This is a genomic window from Chitinophaga sp. YR627 (genome assembly GCF_900114995.1).
Classification (GTDB): Bacteria; Bacteroidota; Bacteroidia; order Chitinophagales; family Chitinophagaceae; genus Chitinophaga.
Genome location: NZ_FOUX01000003.1, coordinates 474391 through 492965, shown reverse-complemented (window position 1 = coordinate 492965; position 18575 = coordinate 474391). Strand labels below are relative to the sequence as shown.

Sequence of the window (18575 nt, the reverse complement as noted above, 5' to 3'; positions counted from 1 at the left end):
TGTAAAATGGCTTTTTTTATGTCTTATTTTACCCTGACATATACCAGTTTCCCCATCTTGCGGCCGCTCTCCCTGATGTCTATTTCAAAGTCATCGAAGCTTTTGATCAGCTGTAAAAGTTTGCTGTACCCATAGTTTCGGGCATCAAAATCCGGCTGTTTCTTTAATAACAGATTCCCCAGTTCTCCCAGGTATGCCCAGCCATCTTCATCTGCAATATCATTGATACTCGATCCCAGCATATTTACCAGCTCCTTATCTGCCTTGCTGATCGCCTTACCCTTTTCCTTTACTGTTTTCGGTTTGACAGACGCATCCTTCACCTCGCTCACCAGGATTTCAAGGTAAATGAACTTGTCACAGGCTGCCCTGAACGCACTGGGTGTCTTCTTCTCTCCCAGCCCGAATACCCGCATACCTGCTTCCCGTAAACGCGTGGCCAGACGGGTAAAATCACTATCACTCGTGATCAGACAAAAACCATCTACCCTGCCGGTATACAGAATATCCATCGCATCGATGATCATTGCGGAATCGGTGGCATTTTTGCCGGAGGTATAACTGTATTGTTGTATCGGCGTGATCGCATTGTCCAGCAACACTATTTTCCAGCCGGCCAGTGTGGGTTTTGTCCAGTCCCCATAAATGCGCTTAAATGTGGGAATACCATACTTCGCCACCTCTTCCATCATCTCTTTCACCTTGGTGTGGGGAATATTGTCAGCATCGATAAGGACTGCCAAACGGAGATCTTTGTTTTCCATACATGCCTTTATTGGGGTTGATAAACAAATTTAACACCAGCCTGCTGATAAAATAACATTAGTTGTAATTTTTCTGGTAAGCTCCTGTGTATAAATCCATTATCTGTAACTTTGTGCTATGGATCAGTCGCCCGGGAGAGTTTATACCTTCCACTTCGTTATGCTATGCCTCAGCAATGCACTGTTTTCCGCCAGCTTTAACATGTTGCTTCCGGAATTACCCGCTTATCTGACCCGGATGGGTGGTGAGGATTACAAAGGATATATTCTTGCCCTTTTCACCCTGATGGCAGGTTTATCCCGCCCTTTCAGCGGGAAACTGACAGATACAGTCGGCCGGGTACCTGTAATGATCTTCGGCTCACTGGTATGTGTGGTATGTAGCCTGCTTTATCCCCTTGTTAGTTCTGTAGGTGCATTTTTACTCTTGCGCTTTTTCCATGGATTTTCCACCGGTTTTAAACCAACTGGTACCGCCGCCTATGTTTCTGATATTGTACCCGCTACCCGCAGAGCGGAAGCCATGGGTATGGTCGGATTATTCAGTACGATCGGCCTGGCACTCGGACCAGCTATCGGAGGGTATATATCCACACAATGGAATATCCAGGTGATGTTCCAGATATCAGCAGTTTTTGCGCTGCTCTCAGTGGTGATCCTGGCGGGTGGCATGCGGGAAACACTGGCAGACAAACAGGGCTTCCGGTTATCCACACTCCGGATCTCAAAGAATGAGATCTTCGAGCCACTGGTACTGGCGCCGGTAATCGTCACGTTCCTGACCTACCTCAGTTATGGCGCCCTGTTCACCATTATTCCCGACTTCAGCAGCCACCTGGGCATTCAGAATAAAGGATTGTTCTTCACCTTCTTCACAGCCGCCTCCATCGGCATCCGTTTGCTGGCAGGAAAGGTATCTGATAAATACGGACGTGTTCCCGTCCTGAAGATTTCCTCTTTTACGATGGCAATCGCGGTTTTTGTACTGGCAGTAGCACATACACCTGCTATGATGCTGACAGCGGCTATTATCTACGGCGTATCTGTAGGATTGAACTCCCCGGCGATCACTGCCTGGACGATCGATCTGGGACATCCACAGTTTAAAGGACGCGCCCTGGCCAGCATGTATATTGCGATGGAAGCGGGTATCGGTCTGGGCGCATACCTGTCCGCTTTTATTTACCACAACGACACCCATTTTTTCGCCCTCACCTTCTACTGTACAGCGGTAGTGACATTACTGGCATCTGTATATCTGCTGTTTATTTATCACAATCGCAGGCTGCAGATAATGATGCGTTTTGTGCATATGCGGGCGCCCATAAGGAGATTTCTTCGCTAGACCGGATAACTTATCATAAAAAGAAAGCCGTACACCTGAGATGTACGGCTTTTTCTATTAAAAGACATTACTGATCAATATTACAGCTGCTCATACAGTGCACGCAAACGCTCACGGGTCATCTGCTCTTTCCAGTCTTTACCCAGTGCATTTTCCCACAGTGGGGCCATACCCAGGGACACGTCGATCATGATGTTAAACTGCTCATCGGTCAATCCTTTGGTGATCCCCTGCGGAATGTCGATGTTATGTTTTTTCACCATTTCCTTGAATTCTTTTACGCCTTCCGGATAGAATTCTTCCAGCTTGTCAAATACGATACAGTTACCGATACCGTGTTTGGTACCCAGCAGGTATGCCAGACCATAGCTCACCGCATGTGCCACCCCTACCTGGGAATAAGCGATACTCATACCACCGGCATAGGAAGCCATCATCAGTTTCTCATCTGCATCATCATCCCACTGCTCTTTCTGCAGGAAGATCTCCTGGCAGAGGCGGAGCGCTTCCTCACCGTAGGAACGGCTGAAAGCATTCAGATAAGTACCTGTCAGCGATTCAACACAGTGAATATAGCAATCCATCGCAGTATAAAACTGCTGGTTTACCGGTACGCCTTTAATTAATTCCGGATCGAGTACGATCTGGTCAAATGGCGTAAAGTCAGAGTTCATACCCAGTTTACGGGTAGGACCGGTCAATACGCAGGTACGGCTTACTTCAGCGCCGGTACCGGAGATGGTAGGGATACCTACTTTGTATACACCCGCTACTTTCACCAGATCCCATCCCTGATAGTCAGCAGAAGAACCCGGGTTTTTCATCATCAGAGCTACGGCTTTGGCCATATCCATTACGGAACCGCCGCCGATACCAATGATACCGCTTACTTCACCAAATTCCGCTTTCAGGTCATCTCTTACCTTGTCAACGTATTTGGTCTTTGGTTCGTCGGTGACGTCGATGTATACGATTTTATCTTTGCCTCTCAGCGGAACACGTTTTGCGAACGCATCATTTCCCTGAAAGAAGTGGTCTACGAAAAAGATCATTGGCGCGTCGCCCTGACGGCGGGGAGCCAGTATTTCGTCAAGCTGGTCAAACGCACCACGGCCAAACACCACATAATCAACCATTTTAAAATTCCTGAATTTCATCTCGGTGGTTTAATGTTTTAGTATTACAGTAATTTTTCTGCCTTCACCAGGTCTTCCGGCGTATCGATCTCCACGCCCATGTATTCAGTCACCACCATTTTCATGGAAATGCCATTCTCCAGGTAACGCAGACATTCGATCTTTTCAGCAGCTTCCAGCGGACTTACCGGCATTTTGGTAAAATCCATCAGTGTTTGCCGGCGGAAAGCGTAAATGCCGATATGTTCGTAGTAAGTGGTTGCCACGTTTTTATCACGGGGATACGGGATCACTGAGCGGGAGAAGAAAAGGGCGTTGGATTTCTTATCAACGGCCACTTTTACATAGTTAGGATCTTCAATAGATTTCCAATCCTTCAGCACCTGCATCAGCGAAGCTACCTGCACGTGCTTCCCCTCCTCTCCTTCAAAAACCTGCAGTAATTTCTCCAGCGGTTCTTTCTGGGTAAAAGGTTCATCTCCCTGTACATTCACCACGATATCCACATCCGCACGATCTTCAATGGCTTCCGCAATACGATCGGTACCGCATTCGTGTTCCTTTTTGCTCATGATCGCTTTACCGCCATTACTTACGATTTCATTGTAAATAATGTCGCTGTCGCAAACCACCATTACCTCATCAAACACACCTGTGTTAACGGTGCTTTCGTAGGTACGCAGGATCACGGATTTGCCTCCCAGTTTTGCCATCAGCTTACCTGGAAAACGGGTAGCGCCATAGCGGGCAGGAATTAAGGCTACTTTCTTCATGCTGATATCTTATAAAGCGCTCTTTACTGCGTTCACCAATTTCTCCACACGTTGCTGAATTTCTTCTTCGCTCCAACCGAGGTTGACAGGCGTACAGATACAACGGCTCATGATCGCGTCAGACACCGGGAACTGTTTTACTTTATACAGTTCCATCGCCTGTTGCAGTCCTGGTGCAAAACGGGACAGTACAGCGCTCTGTTTGAAGTGCTCCCAGTTACGGATGTAATGCCAGTTATTGTCAAACCAGTAGAAGGCAGGCAGACCGGCAGCTTTCATAGCAGCGGCGGCCGCTCTTGCCTGTGATTCTTCCGGAAGGAAGAAGGCCAGGAATGTAGCGCTGTCACCTTCTGCATCAGGCAAGCGACGGAAGGTTACACCTGGTACGGTTGCCAGTGCATCTTTGAGTATTTTCTTTGTTTTACGCTGGATGCTGAGGAAAGTATCCAGTTTACGTACCTGCGCCAGACCAACCGCAGCATGCAGTTCGGAAATGCGGTAGTTGTATCCTACATATGGATGCAGGTCAGCGCCACGATCTACGCCCAGGTGGTCGTGACCATGGTCAGCATATGCGTCACATTTCAGGTAAACGTCTTTATCGTTCGTAACAATAGCCCCACCTTCTGCACAGGTGATGGTTTTTACGAAGTCAAATGAGAAAGCGCCTGCGTGACCGATGGTACCCAGTGCTTTTCCTTTATAAGTACCGCCAAATGACTGGCAGGCATCTTCCAATAATATCAGGTTGTGTTTGTCGCAGATCGCCTTCAGTGCATCCAGGTCAGCCATTGATCCACACATATGCACCGGCATTACTGCTTTTGTACGCGGTGTGATAGCCGCTTCTACCGCCTTCGGATCGAGTGTCAGTGTATCATCCACATCTACCAGTACTGGTGTTGCGCCTACTGAGAAAATACATTCAAAGCTTGCTACAAATGTGAAAGTAGGCATGATCACTTCATCTCCGGCGCCAATACCCAGAGCCGCCATTACAGTGGTCAGCGCAGCAGTACCGCTGGAGACCAGGTGTGTATGGTTTACGTTCAGTTTTTCAGAAATGGCCTGTTCAAGTTCCTTAGCTTTCCAGATGCCTTTACGGGGACCATCAAAGCCGTAACGCATAAAAATGCCTGTATCTAATACATCATTTATTTCCTTGCGTTCTTCCGGGCCAAAAAATTCATATCCGGGCATAAGTTGTTGATTTTTGCAAATGTAGTACAATCATATTGCCCGTCCTCGCAAAAACTGTTTATCTTTTACTAAAAATTACCATGCGTTTATTGCTGTTCCTTATCCTGTTGACGGCTCCGGTTGCCGGCCTCCATGCCCAACAGCCGCAGTCTGCGATCAAAGCCTTATTACAGAAACAAACAAACTCCTGGAACCAGGGCGACCTGGAAACCTTTATGAGTACCTACTGGCAATCCGACTCCCTTATATTTATTGGTAAGCGCGGCCCCACCTATGGGTGGCAAGCTACACTTGATAATTATAAACGCTCCTATCCGGACACGGCAGCCATGGGCAAGCTGAACTTTAATTTACTGGAAATGAAAGCATTGTCTACTGACACCTGGTTTGTAGTAGGTAAGTGGCACCTGACAAGGACAATTGGGGATTTAGAGGGACACTTTTCCCTGTTAATAAAGAAGATTAAGGGAAACTGGAAGATCATTGCCGACCATAGTAGCTAAAAAAAGAAAACCATCCCATGAATGGGACGGCCTGCTATACACCACAACATTAAAGAAGAAGTTTTACTAATTCGTTTTTCCTCAGTTGGATATTAAGGTTAATCTAATAAATCTATGGTAACGATTTAGTCTTTATTATCTTGATCGCGCACCACTGCATTTTCCTTTTCAGGTTCTTCGGAGAGATCTCCATGTAGCGGATTGCGGGAATTATCTGCTTTACTTGTTTTTAATACTTCAACGGGATGCTGTTCCGGCTGGTTGTACTCCTCTGAAGACTTCTTTTCGTCTTTTTCTTTTTCACTTAGCATATGTTCCGTTTTAGAATGTTTTGCTTGTCGGTTACACTTTATACTTTGCAAAGTCTGTTCCAGCTCTTAAATCCTTGATAATTGGGCATTCCCTTATGCTTCTGAGTAATGCATTCCACAAAACGCGCCCCAAACCGTTGGTTTTGATGTGCAGCATACTCCACATTGATATAGAAGCCGTGTTTGGTGCAATAGATTGCAAAACGTAACACCGGTAAGATTTAGCAAATTTTTAGCAGCCTAAACAGAGAGTTGGAAAACTACTTACTTAAGTACAAAATGGCTACTGCAAAGGAAATGCGGTAGAAGGGGGTATCTTTTTTTAACATTTCTACTACTAACGGATGGCATAGACTTTGAACATTATATAATCCGCCCGTGTTGATAGCCATGATAGTTATACCTCAGCAATTCATGACAGTTACCCTGATAGATTGACACGGACAGGAATCGAAAATTGGCAACTTGGATATTACTACTACATATAAATTCAATAACAATTATAAAAACGCTACTATGAACATCCGGGGATACCAGTGGTCGGTACTGAAAAAACTGCTGAAACAGCGTTTTACAGAACTTTCAGACGAAGATTTAGTGTTTGAAAGGGGTAAAGAAAGGGAGCTATATGTCAGACTGGAACGTAAAACGGGAAAGTCTGAGGAAGATGTTGCCCGTATAATTAAAGGTATGCAACAAGCATACTTGCAGCAAACAACATTGCTGTAAGGATAGTAGGTGATCAATTGTGACTTTACCATGAGCGGAAGTTCGATGTGTAAATCTTCATGATTGATCACTTCTTTTTTAGTAATTGTCCTGGACGTGACCATTCTTTCTCCACATCTTCACTACCAGAAACAAATAACCTGCAAGGGAAACGACCAGCCAGCTGTAGAAAAAAATCATCCTTCCGGGCGTTGATTCCTCAGGAATCGCAAAGCCTAAATATAATCCCAGGAAAACATTTACCATCATCCAGAAAAAGCCAATGAATACCGTCCGCATTATTCTCACGAAATACTGCACAATCCTCATATCAAATGGTTCTTTCCTGTCCTGCTGTGGCTCCTGTGATTCCATATCTGATCTTTTTTTGATGAATTAAGGAAGACATAATTTCCGCAATGCCAGGCTATCTCCTCTGAATACGTTAAAGTCAACGGTTGTACGGATACCATTCACCCTGCCAATATCGCTATGCTGCCAGAATAACCACTGTCTCTTTGTCGAAGGTCGTTCTTTCTGATAATAATGTGCCAGCCATAATGGATATTTATCAAACTCCTCCCCCAGATATGTCTCATAGAAGTGTATGTTCGTATAAATGATTGGCTTTACACCGTAAGCCTTTTCCATTTCCTCCAGCCAGATTCTGGCTGTAGAACGGATCACAGCAGCAGGCTGGTTATTATGTACTTCTATATCAAGCACAGGTGGTAAGTCGCCTGACTCCAGCTGTACGACGTTCTGAAAATTGATCACCTGCTTCAGAGGATCTCTTGTAGAATAAAAGAAATGATAGGCTCCCCGGACAATACCGGCCTTTTTCGCCTTCTGCCAGTTCGTTTTAAACGAGGCGTCCTGACGGGTGATTCCCTCAGTGGCCTTGATGAATGCAAACGAAATATGGATTCTGTCCACCTGCATTTGTTCTACGGCAGACCAATTGATATTCTTCTGGAACTTCGATACGTCAATTCCATGAATGGAATAATTCACTGGCATATCAATACCAAATTCTTCGTATCGTACAAAATTGATGGCATCTTCTTTGTCCAGCCACCATAGCCAGCCACCAGCAGCCAGACATAGGAGGAATAAAAAGACGAAAACCAGACGCCTGGACTTCTTAATTCGGAGTTTTGACACTTTTAAACTGATTCAACTTTCGCATTAAATAGGAAGGTTTTCCAAATTTCACAGCAAGTATAATTATTATTATACATAACCCGCGTAGTTATCTTATTTTTACAATAATAAGTGATGTTGTTATGCCAGAATTTAATCTTAACGATAGCCTCAATCTGCTTTCCAAGTTCACGCCACGCCGCGCCTGGAACGCCGGTAAGGTACTGAGTAGTTATTTTGTAAGCAAGTGGACCGGTAAGCCTGTACAATGGGGTTATCCTATATCCGTATCTTTTGAACCGACAACATCCTGTAACCTGAGATGCCCGGAGTGTCCCAGTGGTCTCCGCGCTTTTACCCGCCCTACGGGTATGCTGCAACAGGACTTTTTCAGGAAGACCATCGATGAGATCTATAAAGAATTATTATACCTGATCTTCTATTTTCAGGGTGAGCCTTTTCTGAATCCGGGCTTCCTGGAAATGGTGAAATATGCACACGATAAAGGGATCTATACCGCTACTTCTACCAACGCGCACTACATGACAGATGAAAATGCCCGTAAAACCGTGGAAAGTGGTCTGGACAGATTGATCATTTCCATCGACGGTACAACACAGGATGTGTATACACAATATCGTGTAGGTGGTAATCTTGAGAAAGTGATCCAGGGTGCAAAGAATATCGTGAAATGGAAAAAAGAACTGAAGTCTAAAACTCCTTTTGTGTTCTTCCAGTTCCTCGTCGTGAAACCAAATGAACACCAGATCGAAGATATTAAGCAACTTGCGAAAGAGATCGGTGTAGATGAAGTACGGTTCAAGACCGCACAGGTATACGATTATGAGGAAGGTAACCGGCTGATCCCAACTATTGATAAATACAGCCGTTATCGTCGTAATGAAGATGGCACCTATGCTATTAAAAATAAGATGGGTAACCATTGCTGGCGCTTATGGCACGCTCCTGTAATTACATGGGATGGTCTTGTGGTACCCTGCTGTTTTGATAAAGATGCACAGCATAAACTGGGAGATCTCAAGAAAGAGTCCCTGAAAGAGTTGTGGCACAACGATAAGTATATTCAATTCAGAACACAGATCCAGAAAGGACGCGCGAATATTGATATCTGCGCTAACTGTAGTGAAGGAACAAAGGTTTGGGGGTAACAAACCTTAAACCTTTTAATCTTCTTCCTCCCGCTCCGCCGCAGCCTTCGCTTTTTTCTTCTTGCTGCGGCCCTTACGGAATTTGTCAAACAGGTTGATGCCCAAACGGACGCCTGCAAACTCCAGCGCTGTCATTAATGCACTGGTCGTAAATGATTTAAAACTGCCGCTCTGCCAGGCAACTTTTGCGACACGTCCTACGATACCCAGTACGCCCGAATGTTTCGCGCTTCCAGGGATAACGGAGTTTAATGCCATTTTTCCATAATTACCTTTCAGATGATCCACCCTGTTTCCCAATTCATTTTCAAGTGCTTTGGAACGTCTTTTCAGGCGGATGATTTCCTTTTGTAACAGGTCCTGGCTTGTTACTTTCACCTTGGGCATGTGTAAAAGTTTATCATGAGTGCTCTCAACATTGTTATAGTTGTTCGTATAATTCTTCTTCTTCGTCTGCAGACTTCTTCACCGCGTTGACTTCCTTTTCCTTATCTTCTTCTTCTTCTTTTTCCTCCACGTCCATTTCACTCAGCAGTTCACGCACGAGCATATTGGAGAGAGGAATCTGAACAAGCGGTTTCCGGAAGGCTAAAATGATGCCCAGCAGTATTACAAACAGGCCCGCAGAGCAGGAAAATCCTAATGTAAAACTGTTGGTCATTTCACCAATCCAGAATCCCAGCACCATGCCCAGGAATACGATAACGAAAAAGAACAGCAGGAAAGCCAGTATCAGTGAGAAAAAAAGCCCTAAGGCTTTCGATAGCTTTCCTGCTGCCTGAAGTTTAATCAGGTCCAATCGGGTTTCAAGGTATTCCTTTGCAACCTTGCCGGTCTGATTGAAGTAATTGCTGAAATTATCTTCCATGCAAAATTTTTTTGTACAAGCTAGGGGTTATGCTAACTCATTTTCCAGTGCATCCTCGTATTGCTCTTTCTGCTTCTTGAACTTGTCTTTCAGTTTGTCTGCCTGGTATTTCAGCTTATCTACCAATTCATCTTTCTTGTCAGAGTTCAGGAAATAGCCAACTGCTACACCTACGGCTGCTCCAACGATGAATGATACAACTGCTTTTGAACTGTTGCTTGCCATAAAATAAAGGTTTAAAGTGAACAATGATTTTACAATCGTACTGTACTGGAAACAAACATTATTCCAATAATTCTAATCCCGGTTAGATAACTGTTAAATAATATTTATTCATTACTGATACATGTTCAATAATCTGCACTGTTTAAACACTTTACAGCCATTAATAGTTTAGTTTTATATTATCAGAAATATTGCCGCGAACGGTACTCTTTTTGCACTATAGCTATATCTTCTTACAGATAACCTTTAACCTCATGAGTGTAATTGACAACGAGCGTGTAAAACAAGTCAGCTTCCTGCTTATAATTCTGCTACTGACGTACGTACTGTTCAAAGAATTGTATACATTTTTCCCCGGATTTCTCGGCGCTGTTACCATGTATATACTAAGCAGGAAATTCATGTTCCGGCTGGTAGAAAAACGGAACTGGAAAAAGAGTCTTGCTGCCGCTCTGCTCATGTTTCTCTCCTTTATCATCGTCCTGCTACCCTTTGGTATGCTGATCAATATGCTTACAGATAAGATCGGATACGCCGTCTCCCATTCACAGGAAATGATCGCGGGTATCGAAAAACTGAACCTTCGTATAAAACACTCCACCAATATTGATGTGTTATCACAAGTGAAACTGGAACGGCTGCAGGGGTACCTTACGTCCGTACTGCCAACCTTGCTGGGCGCCACATTTAATACACTAACAGCCATCGCTATACTCTATTTTATTCTGTACTTCATGCTCGTGAACGCCAGGGAAATGGAAGCATGGTTGTATGAGTATATTCCATTGAAAGATGAGAATGTGCTCCGCCTGGGGACAGAATTCCATAAACTGGTGATTGCCAATGCTGTGGGAATCCCTGCCATCGCATTGATTCAGGGTGTTGTCTCCCTGATAGGATACTTTATATTCCAGGTACCGCAGCCTGTTTTCTGGTTTGCTGTAACCTGTTTTACCGCCATGCTGCCTGTAGTTGGTGCAGCCGCTGTATATGTACCTATGGGACTTTATCTGCTGGGTACCGGTATGACCTGGCAGGGCATTGGTGTGCTGGTATATGGCTTTGCGGTTGTGGGTACTTCGGATAATATTTTCCGTTTTGTATTAGCCAAGCGGATAGGAGATGTACATCCGCTGATCACTGTATTTGGCGTACTGATAGGTGTGAATCTCTTCGGTTTTATAGGACTGATCTTTGGCCCTTTGCTGATCTCAATGTTTATCCTGCTACTGGAGATCTACTCAAATGAATTCTTTACGAAGAAACGCGAAGTGCGTATCAAACAGTAAGTTATTTATAATAATTATTCTCTGCAATATAAGCTGCTACATTGTCCGGCACCATATAACGGATAGGCTTTCCCTCCTGTATCCATTTGCGGATATCAGTAGAAGAAATATCCAGCATTGGCGCTTTCAATATCTCCACCTGTGCACCATGCGTTTCAGTCACTTCATGGCCGGGACGCAGATACACACAGATAGGGTAATTTTTGATGATGTGCTGATAGTTTTTCCACCGGGTAATGTTCTTGAAGCTATCGCTTCCCATGATAATGACGAACTCCTGTGTGGGAAATTTTTCTGACAGATAAGTCAGTGTATCTATAGTAAAAGAAGGCCTGGGCAGCGTAAATTCGATATTACTTGCTCTTAGTTTGGGTTCGTCCTTAATGGCCAGTTCCACCAGATGAAAACGGGTATGCTCATTCAATAATGATCCAGCCGGTTTTAGTGGGTTTTGTGGAGAAACCACTAACCATACTTTATCAAGGTCTGAATTGTATGCTATATAATTCGCTATTATCAGGTGTCCGGTATGTACAGGATTAAATGATCCAAAATACAAGCCTATCTTCATGCCCCGGTTTTTTGAGCGTGAAAGTAGTGAATAATAAGGACATATATATATGTATCCTTATGAGAGCGGTTTGAACTGTTCAAACATCATCCCACACTCCTTGCAGAAATGCAGCGCTCTGCAAAGCGCAGATCCAAAGGGAGAACGCAGATAGGTGTTTTCACTGCCACAATGCGGACAGCTTACTTTGATCAGCATATCAAGGTTAACCTCGCCTTCATGTTTACCTGGAGGCGCAATACCATAGTTACGTAACTTCTCTTTCGCAGTATCTGTCAGCCGGTTGCTGTTCCAGTTAACTTCCTTGTCAACTGTAACAAAGGCGGGCATCTGCAATTCTCTTTCTACTGCATTGGTGATGTTCTCTTTGATAACATCAATAGCGGGACACGCAGAAAAAGTAGGGATCATTTTAACGTGTACTCCTTCCAGATCAACCTTTACATCGGTGATCATACCCAGCTCGAGTACACTCAGTACAGGGATCTCAGGGTCCATAACGTGGTCCAGGGCATTGTAAACAGCCTGTAGTGTGGTAATTGTTTGCATATCCGTTTTTTTCTACCAGGTAGCTTCCGGATCCAACCGGAATACTTCTCCCATTTCGTTTAATAATTGTTGCAGATGTTCTGTATGCTGTCCTTTCCGTCCGCCATAAACCGGTGCGGTCATAGCAGGTATGGTAAGTCCGGCTTTTTCTATAACGGGTGATATATTGTTCAGCCATTGTTGATATAAAGCCGCTTCTCCAGGATACACCTTCTCATCAATCAGCAACGTTTCCGCTTCTCCTGGTTCAAAAATGCCGCCAGCCAACTGAAAACAATTATCCAGTGCCTGCTGCATCCGTCCTCTACTCTCCGCCCCTGCTGTACACAGTTGCAGGATCCATGCATCTGCATGCAGTGTATGATACTTCAACTCGCCTTTTATCTTGGCGGCCAGTTGCTGTAAAGGAGTAAAGCTGCTTTGTGAAAAAGACTGATAGCGTACGGTCTCTGCATGGTCAAACAGAAAGTGCCGCATCAGGCTGAAATCGTAGGAACTGATCGGCATTTCTGTGAGGTGACAACATTTGAAATCTGCGGCTTCTCTCATAAATGCAAACTGATCAGGATCGCTGCCATTAAAATGCTCCTGTAGTATGCGGTACAGCGCCCAGGCATGACCGATCTTGTCCTGTGCCATAGAGGAAAATGCGATATCTTCTTCCATAACTGGTCCTAACCCGGTCCATTCTGAATTGCGATGGCCAATTATCAGTTCATCATCTGCTATTTTGATGAGCAGTTCGGGTAATGCTTGTTCTAATTGCATTGGGATATGGGGAGCTATTTTGACTGTGCTTTAAATTTGTTGATCTTTTCCATGACTTTAAATCCGCTGGCATCCCGGTAGGTTTTATCCGGATTGTTGGCAAACATGTCTTCATCTTCCAGGTCGAATGCAAGAATATCTGCACTGCGTACGACCCATAGGTTCACACATTTTTTCCTGCGGCCAAACTGTTCTTTGGCAAAGATCAATGCAAGATTTGCGTCAGGAGCATGTACACAACCGACATGCTCATGATGCGCACCTCTTTTTTCCTGGTGAAATACTTCGAATACATTCCAGTTTTCTCCTTCTTCTATACTGAAGGAGCCGTCACTATTATTTAACCGTAGCCGGTTAACACGTGGATCCAGTGATTCATTCATAAAACGTGGTACTTGTCTGTTAATCCGGGGAACTATCTGATTTACTATGCTATACTTATGCGACTGGCAATGCCGTACGTTCTCTTTCCTCTTCCCGCATGAGCGCTTTCCTGATCCAGCGGCCATGTTCTTCTGCCCACTTTCGTACGTTCAGTCTTTCCTTATTACAGGGTCCATTGCCTTTGATCACTTCAAAAAACAGGTCCCAGTCCGGATCCGAAAACTCCCATTTACCGGTATCCGCATTCTTTTTCAGCAATGGATCCGGCAATGTCAGTCCTAACTCCCAGATCTTGGGGACATAGGCCTCCAGGAACTGGTTACGCATATCGTCATTGCTGGCCATTTTCACCTTCCACTGCATGAGCTTTTCGCTATGGGCAGATACTTTATCCGGCGGACCAAAGAAATGCATAATTGGTTGCCACCAGCGGTTCAGCGCATCCTGTAACATGGCTTTCTGTGCCGGCGTACCGGTTGCCAGTTCAATAAAGGCGTCATGTCCCTGTTTCAGGTGGAAACTCTCTTCATAACAGATCCTTTCCAGCGCACGGCAGTAAGGTCCGTAAGAGCCTTTTGCATTTGCCACCTGATTGACAATGGCTGCCGCATCTATCAGAAACCCGATCACGGTCACATCTGCCCAGGTTTCGGCCGGATAATTAAACACATTGGAGTACTTGGATTTTCCGCTCAGCAGGTCATTGATCATGGCCTCGCGCGATTTACCCAGGGTCTCCGCCGCATTATACAGTAATTGTCCGTGTCCGATCTCATCCTGCACTTTTGCAATCAGCGCCAGTTTTCGCTTAAATCCGGGAGCCCGGGTGATCCAGGTACCTTCCGGCAAAGCGCCTATTATCTCTGAATGAGCATGCTGCTCAATTAACCTGATCAGCTGTCTGCGATATTCTGCCGGCATCCAGTCGCCCGGCTCGATCTTTTCCCCACCGGCGATACGCGCTTCGAACGCGGCCAGTTTAACAGGATCGTCCTGCAGCTGTTCTTCCTGCTGCCGGGACCTGCCGGAATCATCATAAATATATCCGCCACCGTACATAGTGCGATTGTTTTGGTAGATTGTAAGTTACGAAAAAATGTACCTTTAATTCTGAACGGGTGCTATGTTTTTATTCCTGCAACTCATATGGTGTACTTTGCTGTTTCCTGCCGCTCAGCCAAAGGAAACAACTCCTGTTACGATCATTAAGATCGTCTTTACGCCTGACCGCAGACCGGAAGACCCTAATTCAGACACCCTGTTTTATCAGCCACACCGTAAACTGCAATGGTCTGATTTCAAAGCTACTCCTCCCCTGCGCGGTCCCAGTGCAGCTGTTTCATATACCAGCTTCGCCTATGAAGGTAGCAGCCTCCATAAGAAAGATACCTTACAGATCAACCTGACTCTCCAGGTCTTCTTTATCAAGGGCTCCTCCTGGGTAAAGTCATTCGCCCGTGACAACTATTCATTAGAGCATGAGCAGTTGCACTTCGATATCACCTGGCTGGTCGCCCTCCGCTTTCAACAGCGTATAAAATCAATGGAACTGACAGCCGAAGATTTCGACAGCATCATTCAGTATCAATACATTGAGTCGTTCCGGGAAATGAATAAATTACAGGAAGCCTATGACCGGGAAACCAATCACGGGCAAGACCCTGCTGCACAGAAGAAATGGAAAGGTCTGGTAGGAGAAGCCCTCGCCGCCCTGACACTGGATGGGGCTCTGACCCGTTATTGTAACCCTTTATCTGCCGATTCCAGTACACTCAGTATTTTCAATACCGCCTGGTAATAAAAGGCAGGTTGGATACCGGAGAATTCATCTGATAGCTGATGATAATCGGGGTGATCTTCCACACCGAAATAAAGGAATGGGATCTTTAGTTTATAAAATTCATAATGGTCGCTCTGATTCAGCCAGTTGCCGGCGCCTTCTTCTTTATGATCATGCCCTGACAATAATTTGATCGTATTTCCTTCAGCTATTCCCGCATCTACATAAGGCTTCAGTTCCGGGAACTGGGCCAGTCCGCAGACATACAATTCCTGCTTATCATTCCGGCCGATCATATCCATATTGATATTCAACACAATCTGCGAAGCTGGAACAGGTGGTTGCTTCACAAATGCCTTTGCACCCTGTAATCCTTCTTCCTCTCCATCCAGTGCAGCAAAGATCATGGTATGACGGGGTGGATGCTTTTTATAATACGCCATCAATGCCAGCAGACCGCCAACACCGGAAGCATTATCATCTGCACCATTGAAAATACTGTCTTTTCCTTCCGCATCATGTTTGATACCAAGGTGGTCATAGTGGGCCGTCACCACAATAGCAGCGTCTGATGTCCCTTTAATGTACCCAAACAGGTTGGTACCCATGATCTGCTTCTCACCCTGTGGGAAGTAAAACGGGTATTCGAATGTATTATGAAAAGACTGCAGTCCGATCTCGCGGAAACGGGAAATGAGGTAAAACTGTGCCTGCCGGCTACCTCTGGTACCCGCCATTCTGCCTTCGTATTTATCTGCTGAAAGCGTCCTGATATCATTGACAAGCTGCGTAGAATCTATTGGGGTTTGTGCCTGTACGGCAACGGTCATGAAGAGCAGCAAACTCTGGATGAATCTTTTCATACCTGATCTGTTATACTGCAATATAAGTTATTTCAGTGCGTACCGCTTATCAGTCGATTAATTCAACAGCTGAAAGGCGATCAATGCAGAGATATATGCCAGGGCTGTCATGTACACGAATTGTATAGCAGGCATTTTCCAGGACCTGGTTTCTCTCTTTACGATTGCCAGTGTACTCATACACTGCATGGCAAAGGCATAGAATAACATCAGGGAAACACCGCTTGCCAATGTATATACCGGACTTCCATCCTTCCAGGTCGCGTTTTTCATTTTCTCTCTCAGGGTAGCATCATTATCTTCCGGAGATTCGCCCACACTGTACAGGGTCGCCATTGTACCTACAAATACCTCACGTGCTGCAAAAGAAGTAATGAGCGCAATACCTATCTTCCAGTCATAACCCAGCGGGCGGATCACTGGTTCAATCGCGTGTCCCAGTACGCCTGCGTATGAATTACCCAGCTTTTCAGATTGCATTTCCATATCCAGCGCTTCGCTTTGTTCCGGGTGAGCGGTCTTCAGCTGTTCATAATGCGCGGTCACCTTTGCCATCCTGTCTTTAGGACCGAAAGAGGCCAGGAACCAGAGTACGATAGAGATCACCATGATCACCTTACCGGCATCCGTAATGAAGATCTTTGCTTTCTGCACCATGGTGGTACCTACGTTTGCCCAACGGGGCGCACGGTATACCGGCAGTTCCATGATGAAATAGCTCTTTTCTTTTATCTTGATGAATAACTTCAATATGGCAGCAATGAACAGGGCCATCACAAAACCCAGCAGGTATAATCCCATCATCACCAGTCCCTGTAACCCCAGGAAGCCAAATACAGGTCTGTCCGGTATCACCAGGGCAATCATCACCGTATAGATAGGCAGACGCGCAGAACAACTCATTAACGGTGTAATGAGGATGGTGATCAGGCGTTCTTTCCTGTTTTCAATGTTCCTGGTTGCCATGATCGCAGGTACCGCACAGGCTACTCCGCTGATCAGGGGCATTACAGATTTACCGTTCAGTCCTACCTGTCGCATCAGTCTGTCCGTCAGGAAACTGATTCTGGCCATATAACCAGTGTCTTCCAGCACGGTGATAAAGGCAAAGAGGATCATGATCTGTGGAACGAATACGGCGATTCCTCCCAGACCGGCAATCACCCCGTTCACCAGGATGTCTGTCAGCTGATTGGCAGGTAATACACCGGTAAGCCAGCCGCTTAACCAGCCGAAACCGGCCTCGATCCAGTCCATCGGGAAGGATGCCAGCCAGAAAATGCTCTGGAACATAAAGAACATGATCCCCAGCAGGATCATGTATCCCCAGAAGCGGTGGAGTAATATATTATCGAGTTTCTCGGATTGTAATTGTTTCTGCAGGGGATCCGCTTCCACCACGGTATTCTTCATGATGTGTTTGATCCTGGCATAACGCTGCATGATCTCCTCTGCCTGCACCTTGGTTTTATTAAACTGGTGTGTTTGCAGGATATTGGTGATAGCGAGTTTTTGTCCGCCATTCAGAAATCCCAGTTCGTGGTGGTTCACAGCGATATGCATAGCCGCATAATCACTTTTCACCTGTACATATTTTTTGATCTCCTGGATCACCTCCGGTGCTAGTGCCTGACTATCAATGAAATCTCTCGGTGCTACGGATTGTTTTTCCCTGGCGACCAGTTCTATCATCTTTTTCAGCTCCGTCACCCCTTTATTTTTACGGGGGTTGATGCTCACAATAGGTACCCCCAGTTCTCTTTCGAGGCCGGCTTCGTCTATTTCGACGCCTTTTTTGCGGGTAATATCCATCATGGTAAGACCTATGATCACCGGAATTTTCAGGTCCATGATCTGGGAGCAGAAGAGCAGGTTACGTTTCAGGTTGGAGGCATCGGCTATGATGAGGATCATATCCGGTTGTTCATCAGTGGCAGGATTGACGAGTACATCGTAGGTAACGAACTCGTCAGCGCTTTTGGGATACAGGCTGTAGGTTCCCGGCAGATCGATAATATTGGCCTGGAGAGAGGACGAAATGGTAGCGGCCCCTGTCTTTTTATCAACAGTTACCCCTGGAAAGTTGCCGACTTTCTGGTTCAAACCTGTCAGCGCATTAAAGAGCGAACTTTTCCCACTATTCGGATTCCCTACCAACGCGATATTGATCGTAGCTTTTTTTGTTGCCTGCATTCCTTAGCCTTATCCTGATAAACGGTTTAAAGA

The 18575-nt window shown here is 45.4% G+C and carries 23 protein-coding genes; 6 read left to right on the top strand and 17 right to left on the bottom strand.

Annotated features, from left to right (window positions below; all coding sequences use genetic code 11):
* Nucleotides 1-23: 23 nt before the first annotated feature.
* Nucleotides 24-764 carry an NYN domain-containing protein gene (locus BMZ72_RS17450; protein ID WP_089810589.1) on the bottom strand — a complete coding sequence of 247 codons (741 nt, stop codon included), beginning with the start codon at nt 762-764 and terminating at the stop codon, nt 24-26.
* 118 nt (nt 765-882) lie between these two features.
* Between BMZ72_RS17450 and BMZ72_RS17445 the strand changes: the two genes are divergently transcribed.
* Nucleotides 883-2109, top strand: coding sequence for an MFS transporter (locus BMZ72_RS17445; protein ID WP_089810587.1), 1227 nt, complete (start codon nt 883-885; stop codon nt 2107-2109).
* A gap of 80 nt (nt 2110-2189) precedes the next feature.
* Here the strand turns inward: BMZ72_RS17445 and BMZ72_RS17440 are convergent, their stop codons facing one another.
* Genes BMZ72_RS17440 through BMZ72_RS17430 form a run of 3 tightly spaced genes read right to left on the bottom strand, consistent with a single transcriptional unit; the run spans nt 2190 to nt 5218 of the window.
* Nucleotides 2190-3266, bottom strand: a complete 1077-nt coding sequence (locus tag BMZ72_RS17440) for an iron-containing alcohol dehydrogenase family protein (RefSeq protein WP_089810585.1) — start codon at nt 3264-3266, stop codon at nt 2190-2192.
* Between the two features lie 23 nt (nt 3267-3289).
* Entirely contained in the window at nt 3290-4018 is a 729-nt protein-coding gene (kdsB, locus tag BMZ72_RS17435; protein ID WP_089810583.1) for a 3-deoxy-manno-octulosonate cytidylyltransferase, read from the bottom strand.
* A gap of 9 nt (nt 4019-4027) precedes the next feature.
* Nucleotides 4028-5218, bottom strand: a complete 1191-nt coding sequence (locus BMZ72_RS17430; RefSeq protein ID WP_089810581.1) for a DegT/DnrJ/EryC1/StrS family aminotransferase — start codon at nt 5216-5218, stop codon at nt 4028-4030.
* Nucleotides 5219-5298: 80 nt separating this feature from the next.
* On the opposite strand from BMZ72_RS17430, the gene BMZ72_RS17425 reads away from it, so the two are divergent.
* Nucleotides 5299-5721, top strand: a complete 423-nt coding sequence (locus tag BMZ72_RS17425; protein ID WP_089810579.1) for a YybH family protein — start codon at nt 5299-5301, stop codon at nt 5719-5721.
* A gap of 125 nt (nt 5722-5846) precedes the next feature.
* Here BMZ72_RS17425 and BMZ72_RS17420 read toward each other — a convergent pair whose 3' ends face one another.
* The gene (locus BMZ72_RS17420; protein ID WP_089810577.1) at nt 5847-6032 is read right to left on the bottom strand and encodes a hypothetical protein; all 186 of its coding nucleotides are present in this window, start codon (nt 6030-6032) and stop codon (nt 5847-5849) included.
* 516 nt (nt 6033-6548) lie between these two features.
* Here BMZ72_RS17420 and BMZ72_RS17415 point away from each other — a divergent pair.
* Complete coding sequence (locus tag BMZ72_RS17415) at nt 6549-6761, top strand: hypothetical protein (protein WP_012788473.1); 213 nt, start codon at nt 6549-6551, stop codon at nt 6759-6761.
* A 78-nt stretch (nt 6762-6839) separates the two neighbouring features.
* Here the strand turns inward: BMZ72_RS17415 and BMZ72_RS17410 are convergent, their stop codons facing one another.
* Both BMZ72_RS17410 and BMZ72_RS17405 read right to left on the bottom strand, forming a co-directional pair.
* Nucleotides 6840-7115 (bottom strand): hypothetical protein, encoded by a 276-nt coding sequence (locus BMZ72_RS17410; RefSeq protein WP_089810576.1) that lies wholly within the window; start codon nt 7113-7115, stop codon nt 6840-6842.
* A 21-nt stretch (nt 7116-7136) separates the two neighbouring features.
* On the bottom strand, nt 7137-7904 hold the full coding sequence (locus tag BMZ72_RS17405) for a glycoside hydrolase family 25 protein (protein ID WP_089810574.1): 768 nt from the start codon (nt 7902-7904) through the stop codon (nt 7137-7139).
* A 122-nt stretch (nt 7905-8026) separates the two neighbouring features.
* On the opposite strand from BMZ72_RS17405, the gene BMZ72_RS17400 reads away from it, so the two are divergent.
* Nucleotides 8027-9052: an SPASM domain-containing protein gene (locus BMZ72_RS17400; protein ID WP_089810572.1), complete on the top strand. Its 1026-nt coding sequence runs from the start codon at nt 8027-8029 to the stop codon at nt 9050-9052.
* A gap of 15 nt (nt 9053-9067) precedes the next feature.
* Here BMZ72_RS17400 and BMZ72_RS17395 read toward each other — a convergent pair whose 3' ends face one another.
* Genes BMZ72_RS17395 through BMZ72_RS17385 form a run of 3 tightly spaced genes read right to left on the bottom strand, consistent with a single transcriptional unit; the run spans nt 9068 to nt 10145 of the window.
* A complete protein-coding gene (locus tag BMZ72_RS17395) occupies nt 9068-9439 on the bottom strand; it encodes a hypothetical protein (RefSeq protein ID WP_089810569.1) in 372 nt (123 codons plus the stop codon).
* A gap of 34 nt (nt 9440-9473) precedes the next feature.
* Entirely contained in the window at nt 9474-9920 is a 447-nt protein-coding gene (locus tag BMZ72_RS17390; RefSeq protein WP_089810567.1) for a hypothetical protein, read from the bottom strand.
* Between the two features lie 27 nt (nt 9921-9947).
* A complete protein-coding gene (locus tag BMZ72_RS17385; RefSeq protein ID WP_089810565.1) occupies nt 9948-10145 on the bottom strand; it encodes a YtxH domain-containing protein in 198 nt (65 codons plus the stop codon).
* 254 nt (nt 10146-10399) lie between these two features.
* Here BMZ72_RS17385 and BMZ72_RS17380 point away from each other — a divergent pair, with 254 nt between their 5' ends.
* A complete protein-coding gene (locus tag BMZ72_RS17380; RefSeq protein WP_089810563.1) occupies nt 10400-11434 on the top strand; it encodes an AI-2E family transporter in 1035 nt (344 codons plus the stop codon).
* 1 nt (nt 11435) lies between these two features.
* Here BMZ72_RS17380 and nadD read toward each other — a convergent pair whose 3' ends face one another.
* From nadD to paaA, 5 genes are read right to left on the bottom strand one after another with little or no spacing between them, the layout of a single operon-like run.
* On the bottom strand, nt 11436-12005 hold the full coding sequence (gene nadD / locus BMZ72_RS17375; protein WP_089810561.1) for a nicotinate (nicotinamide) nucleotide adenylyltransferase: 570 nt from the start codon (nt 12003-12005) through the stop codon (nt 11436-11438).
* A 57-nt stretch (nt 12006-12062) separates the two neighbouring features.
* Nucleotides 12063-12554: a 1,2-phenylacetyl-CoA epoxidase subunit PaaD gene (gene paaD / locus BMZ72_RS17370; protein WP_089810559.1), complete on the bottom strand. Its 492-nt coding sequence runs from the start codon at nt 12552-12554 to the stop codon at nt 12063-12065.
* Between the two features lie 12 nt (nt 12555-12566).
* Nucleotides 12567-13322 carry a 1,2-phenylacetyl-CoA epoxidase subunit PaaC gene (gene paaC / locus BMZ72_RS17365; RefSeq protein WP_089810557.1) on the bottom strand — a complete coding sequence of 252 codons (756 nt, stop codon included), beginning with the start codon at nt 13320-13322 and terminating at the stop codon, nt 12567-12569.
* A 14-nt stretch (nt 13323-13336) separates the two neighbouring features.
* Nucleotides 13337-13705 (bottom strand): 1,2-phenylacetyl-CoA epoxidase subunit B, encoded by a 369-nt coding sequence (locus BMZ72_RS17360; RefSeq protein WP_012788462.1) that lies wholly within the window; start codon nt 13703-13705, stop codon nt 13337-13339.
* A gap of 55 nt (nt 13706-13760) precedes the next feature.
* A complete protein-coding gene (paaA, locus tag BMZ72_RS17355) occupies nt 13761-14765 on the bottom strand; it encodes a 1,2-phenylacetyl-CoA epoxidase subunit PaaA (protein WP_089810555.1) in 1005 nt (334 codons plus the stop codon).
* A gap of 64 nt (nt 14766-14829) precedes the next feature.
* Here paaA and BMZ72_RS17350 point away from each other — a divergent pair, with 64 nt between their 5' ends.
* The gene (locus BMZ72_RS17350; protein ID WP_089810553.1) at nt 14830-15504 is read left to right on the top strand and encodes a hypothetical protein; all 675 of its coding nucleotides are present in this window, start codon (nt 14830-14832) and stop codon (nt 15502-15504) included.
* On the opposite strand, the gene BMZ72_RS17345 is transcribed toward BMZ72_RS17350, so the two are convergent.
* Nucleotides 15444-16349 carry a M28 family peptidase gene (locus BMZ72_RS17345; RefSeq protein ID WP_089810552.1) on the bottom strand — a complete coding sequence of 302 codons (906 nt, stop codon included), beginning with the start codon at nt 16347-16349 and terminating at the stop codon, nt 15444-15446. The genes BMZ72_RS17350 and BMZ72_RS17345 overlap by 61 nt on opposite strands.
* Before the next feature lie 57 nt (nt 16350-16406).
* Nucleotides 16407-18542, bottom strand: coding sequence for a ferrous iron transport protein B (gene feoB, locus BMZ72_RS17340; protein ID WP_089810550.1), 2136 nt, complete (start codon nt 18540-18542; stop codon nt 16407-16409).
* Between the last annotated feature and the right edge of the window lie 33 nt (nt 18543-18575).

Excerpts from the sequence above, each read along its gene's own strand:
- BMZ72_RS17390 (WP_089810567.1), bottom strand. The coding sequence starts at position 9,920 with ATGGAAGATAATTTCAGCAATTACTTCAATCAGACCGGCAAGGTTGCA.
- BMZ72_RS17430 (WP_089810581.1), bottom strand. The coding sequence starts at position 5,218 with ATGCCCGGATATGAATTTTTTGGCCCGGAAGAACGCAAGGAAATAAAT.
- paaD (WP_089810559.1), bottom strand. The coding sequence starts at position 12,554 with ATGCAAACAATTACCACACTACAGGCTGTTTACAATGCCCTGGACCAC.
- BMZ72_RS17425 (WP_089810579.1), top strand. The coding sequence starts at position 5,299 with ATGCGTTTATTGCTGTTCCTTATCCTGTTGACGGCTCCGGTTGCCGGC.
- BMZ72_RS17395 (WP_089810569.1), bottom strand. The coding sequence starts at position 9,439 with ATGCCCAAGGTGAAAGTAACAAGCCAGGACCTGTTACAAAAGGAAATC.
- BMZ72_RS17380 (WP_089810563.1), top strand. The coding sequence starts at position 10,400 with ATGAGTGTAATTGACAACGAGCGTGTAAAACAAGTCAGCTTCCTGCTT.
- BMZ72_RS17410 (WP_089810576.1), bottom strand. The coding sequence starts at position 7,115 with ATGGAATCACAGGAGCCACAGCAGGACAGGAAAGAACCATTTGATATG.
- feoB (WP_089810550.1), bottom strand. The coding sequence starts at position 18,542 with ATGCAGGCAACAAAAAAAGCTACGATCAATATCGCGTTGGTAGGGAAT.
- BMZ72_RS17350 (WP_089810553.1), top strand. The coding sequence starts at position 14,830 with ATGTTTTTATTCCTGCAACTCATATGGTGTACTTTGCTGTTTCCTGCC.
- kdsB (WP_089810583.1), bottom strand. The coding sequence starts at position 4,018 with ATGAAGAAAGTAGCCTTAATTCCTGCCCGCTATGGCGCTACCCGTTTT.
- BMZ72_RS17420 (WP_089810577.1), bottom strand. The coding sequence starts at position 6,032 with ATGCTAAGTGAAAAAGAAAAAGACGAAAAGAAGTCTTCAGAGGAGTAC.
- BMZ72_RS17440 (WP_089810585.1), bottom strand. The coding sequence starts at position 3,266 with ATGAAATTCAGGAATTTTAAAATGGTTGATTATGTGGTGTTTGGCCGT.
- BMZ72_RS17360 (WP_012788462.1), bottom strand. The coding sequence starts at position 13,705 with ATGAATGAATCACTGGATCCACGTGTTAACCGGCTACGGTTAAATAAT.
- BMZ72_RS17450 (WP_089810589.1), bottom strand. The coding sequence starts at position 764 with ATGGAAAACAAAGATCTCCGTTTGGCAGTCCTTATCGATGCTGACAAT.
- paaC (WP_089810557.1), bottom strand. The coding sequence starts at position 13,322 with ATGCAATTAGAACAAGCATTACCCGAACTGCTCATCAAAATAGCAGAT.
- BMZ72_RS17345 (WP_089810552.1), bottom strand. The coding sequence starts at position 16,349 with ATGAAAAGATTCATCCAGAGTTTGCTGCTCTTCATGACCGTTGCCGTA.
- BMZ72_RS17400 (WP_089810572.1), top strand. The coding sequence starts at position 8,027 with ATGCCAGAATTTAATCTTAACGATAGCCTCAATCTGCTTTCCAAGTTC.
- nadD (WP_089810561.1), bottom strand. The coding sequence starts at position 12,005 with ATGAAGATAGGCTTGTATTTTGGATCATTTAATCCTGTACATACCGGA.
- paaA (WP_089810555.1), bottom strand. The coding sequence starts at position 14,765 with ATGTACGGTGGCGGATATATTTATGATGATTCCGGCAGGTCCCGGCAG.
- BMZ72_RS17385 (WP_089810565.1), bottom strand. The coding sequence starts at position 10,145 with ATGGCAAGCAACAGTTCAAAAGCAGTTGTATCATTCATCGTTGGAGCA.
- BMZ72_RS17415 (WP_012788473.1), top strand. The coding sequence starts at position 6,549 with ATGAACATCCGGGGATACCAGTGGTCGGTACTGAAAAAACTGCTGAAA.
- BMZ72_RS17445 (WP_089810587.1), top strand. The coding sequence starts at position 883 with ATGGATCAGTCGCCCGGGAGAGTTTATACCTTCCACTTCGTTATGCTA.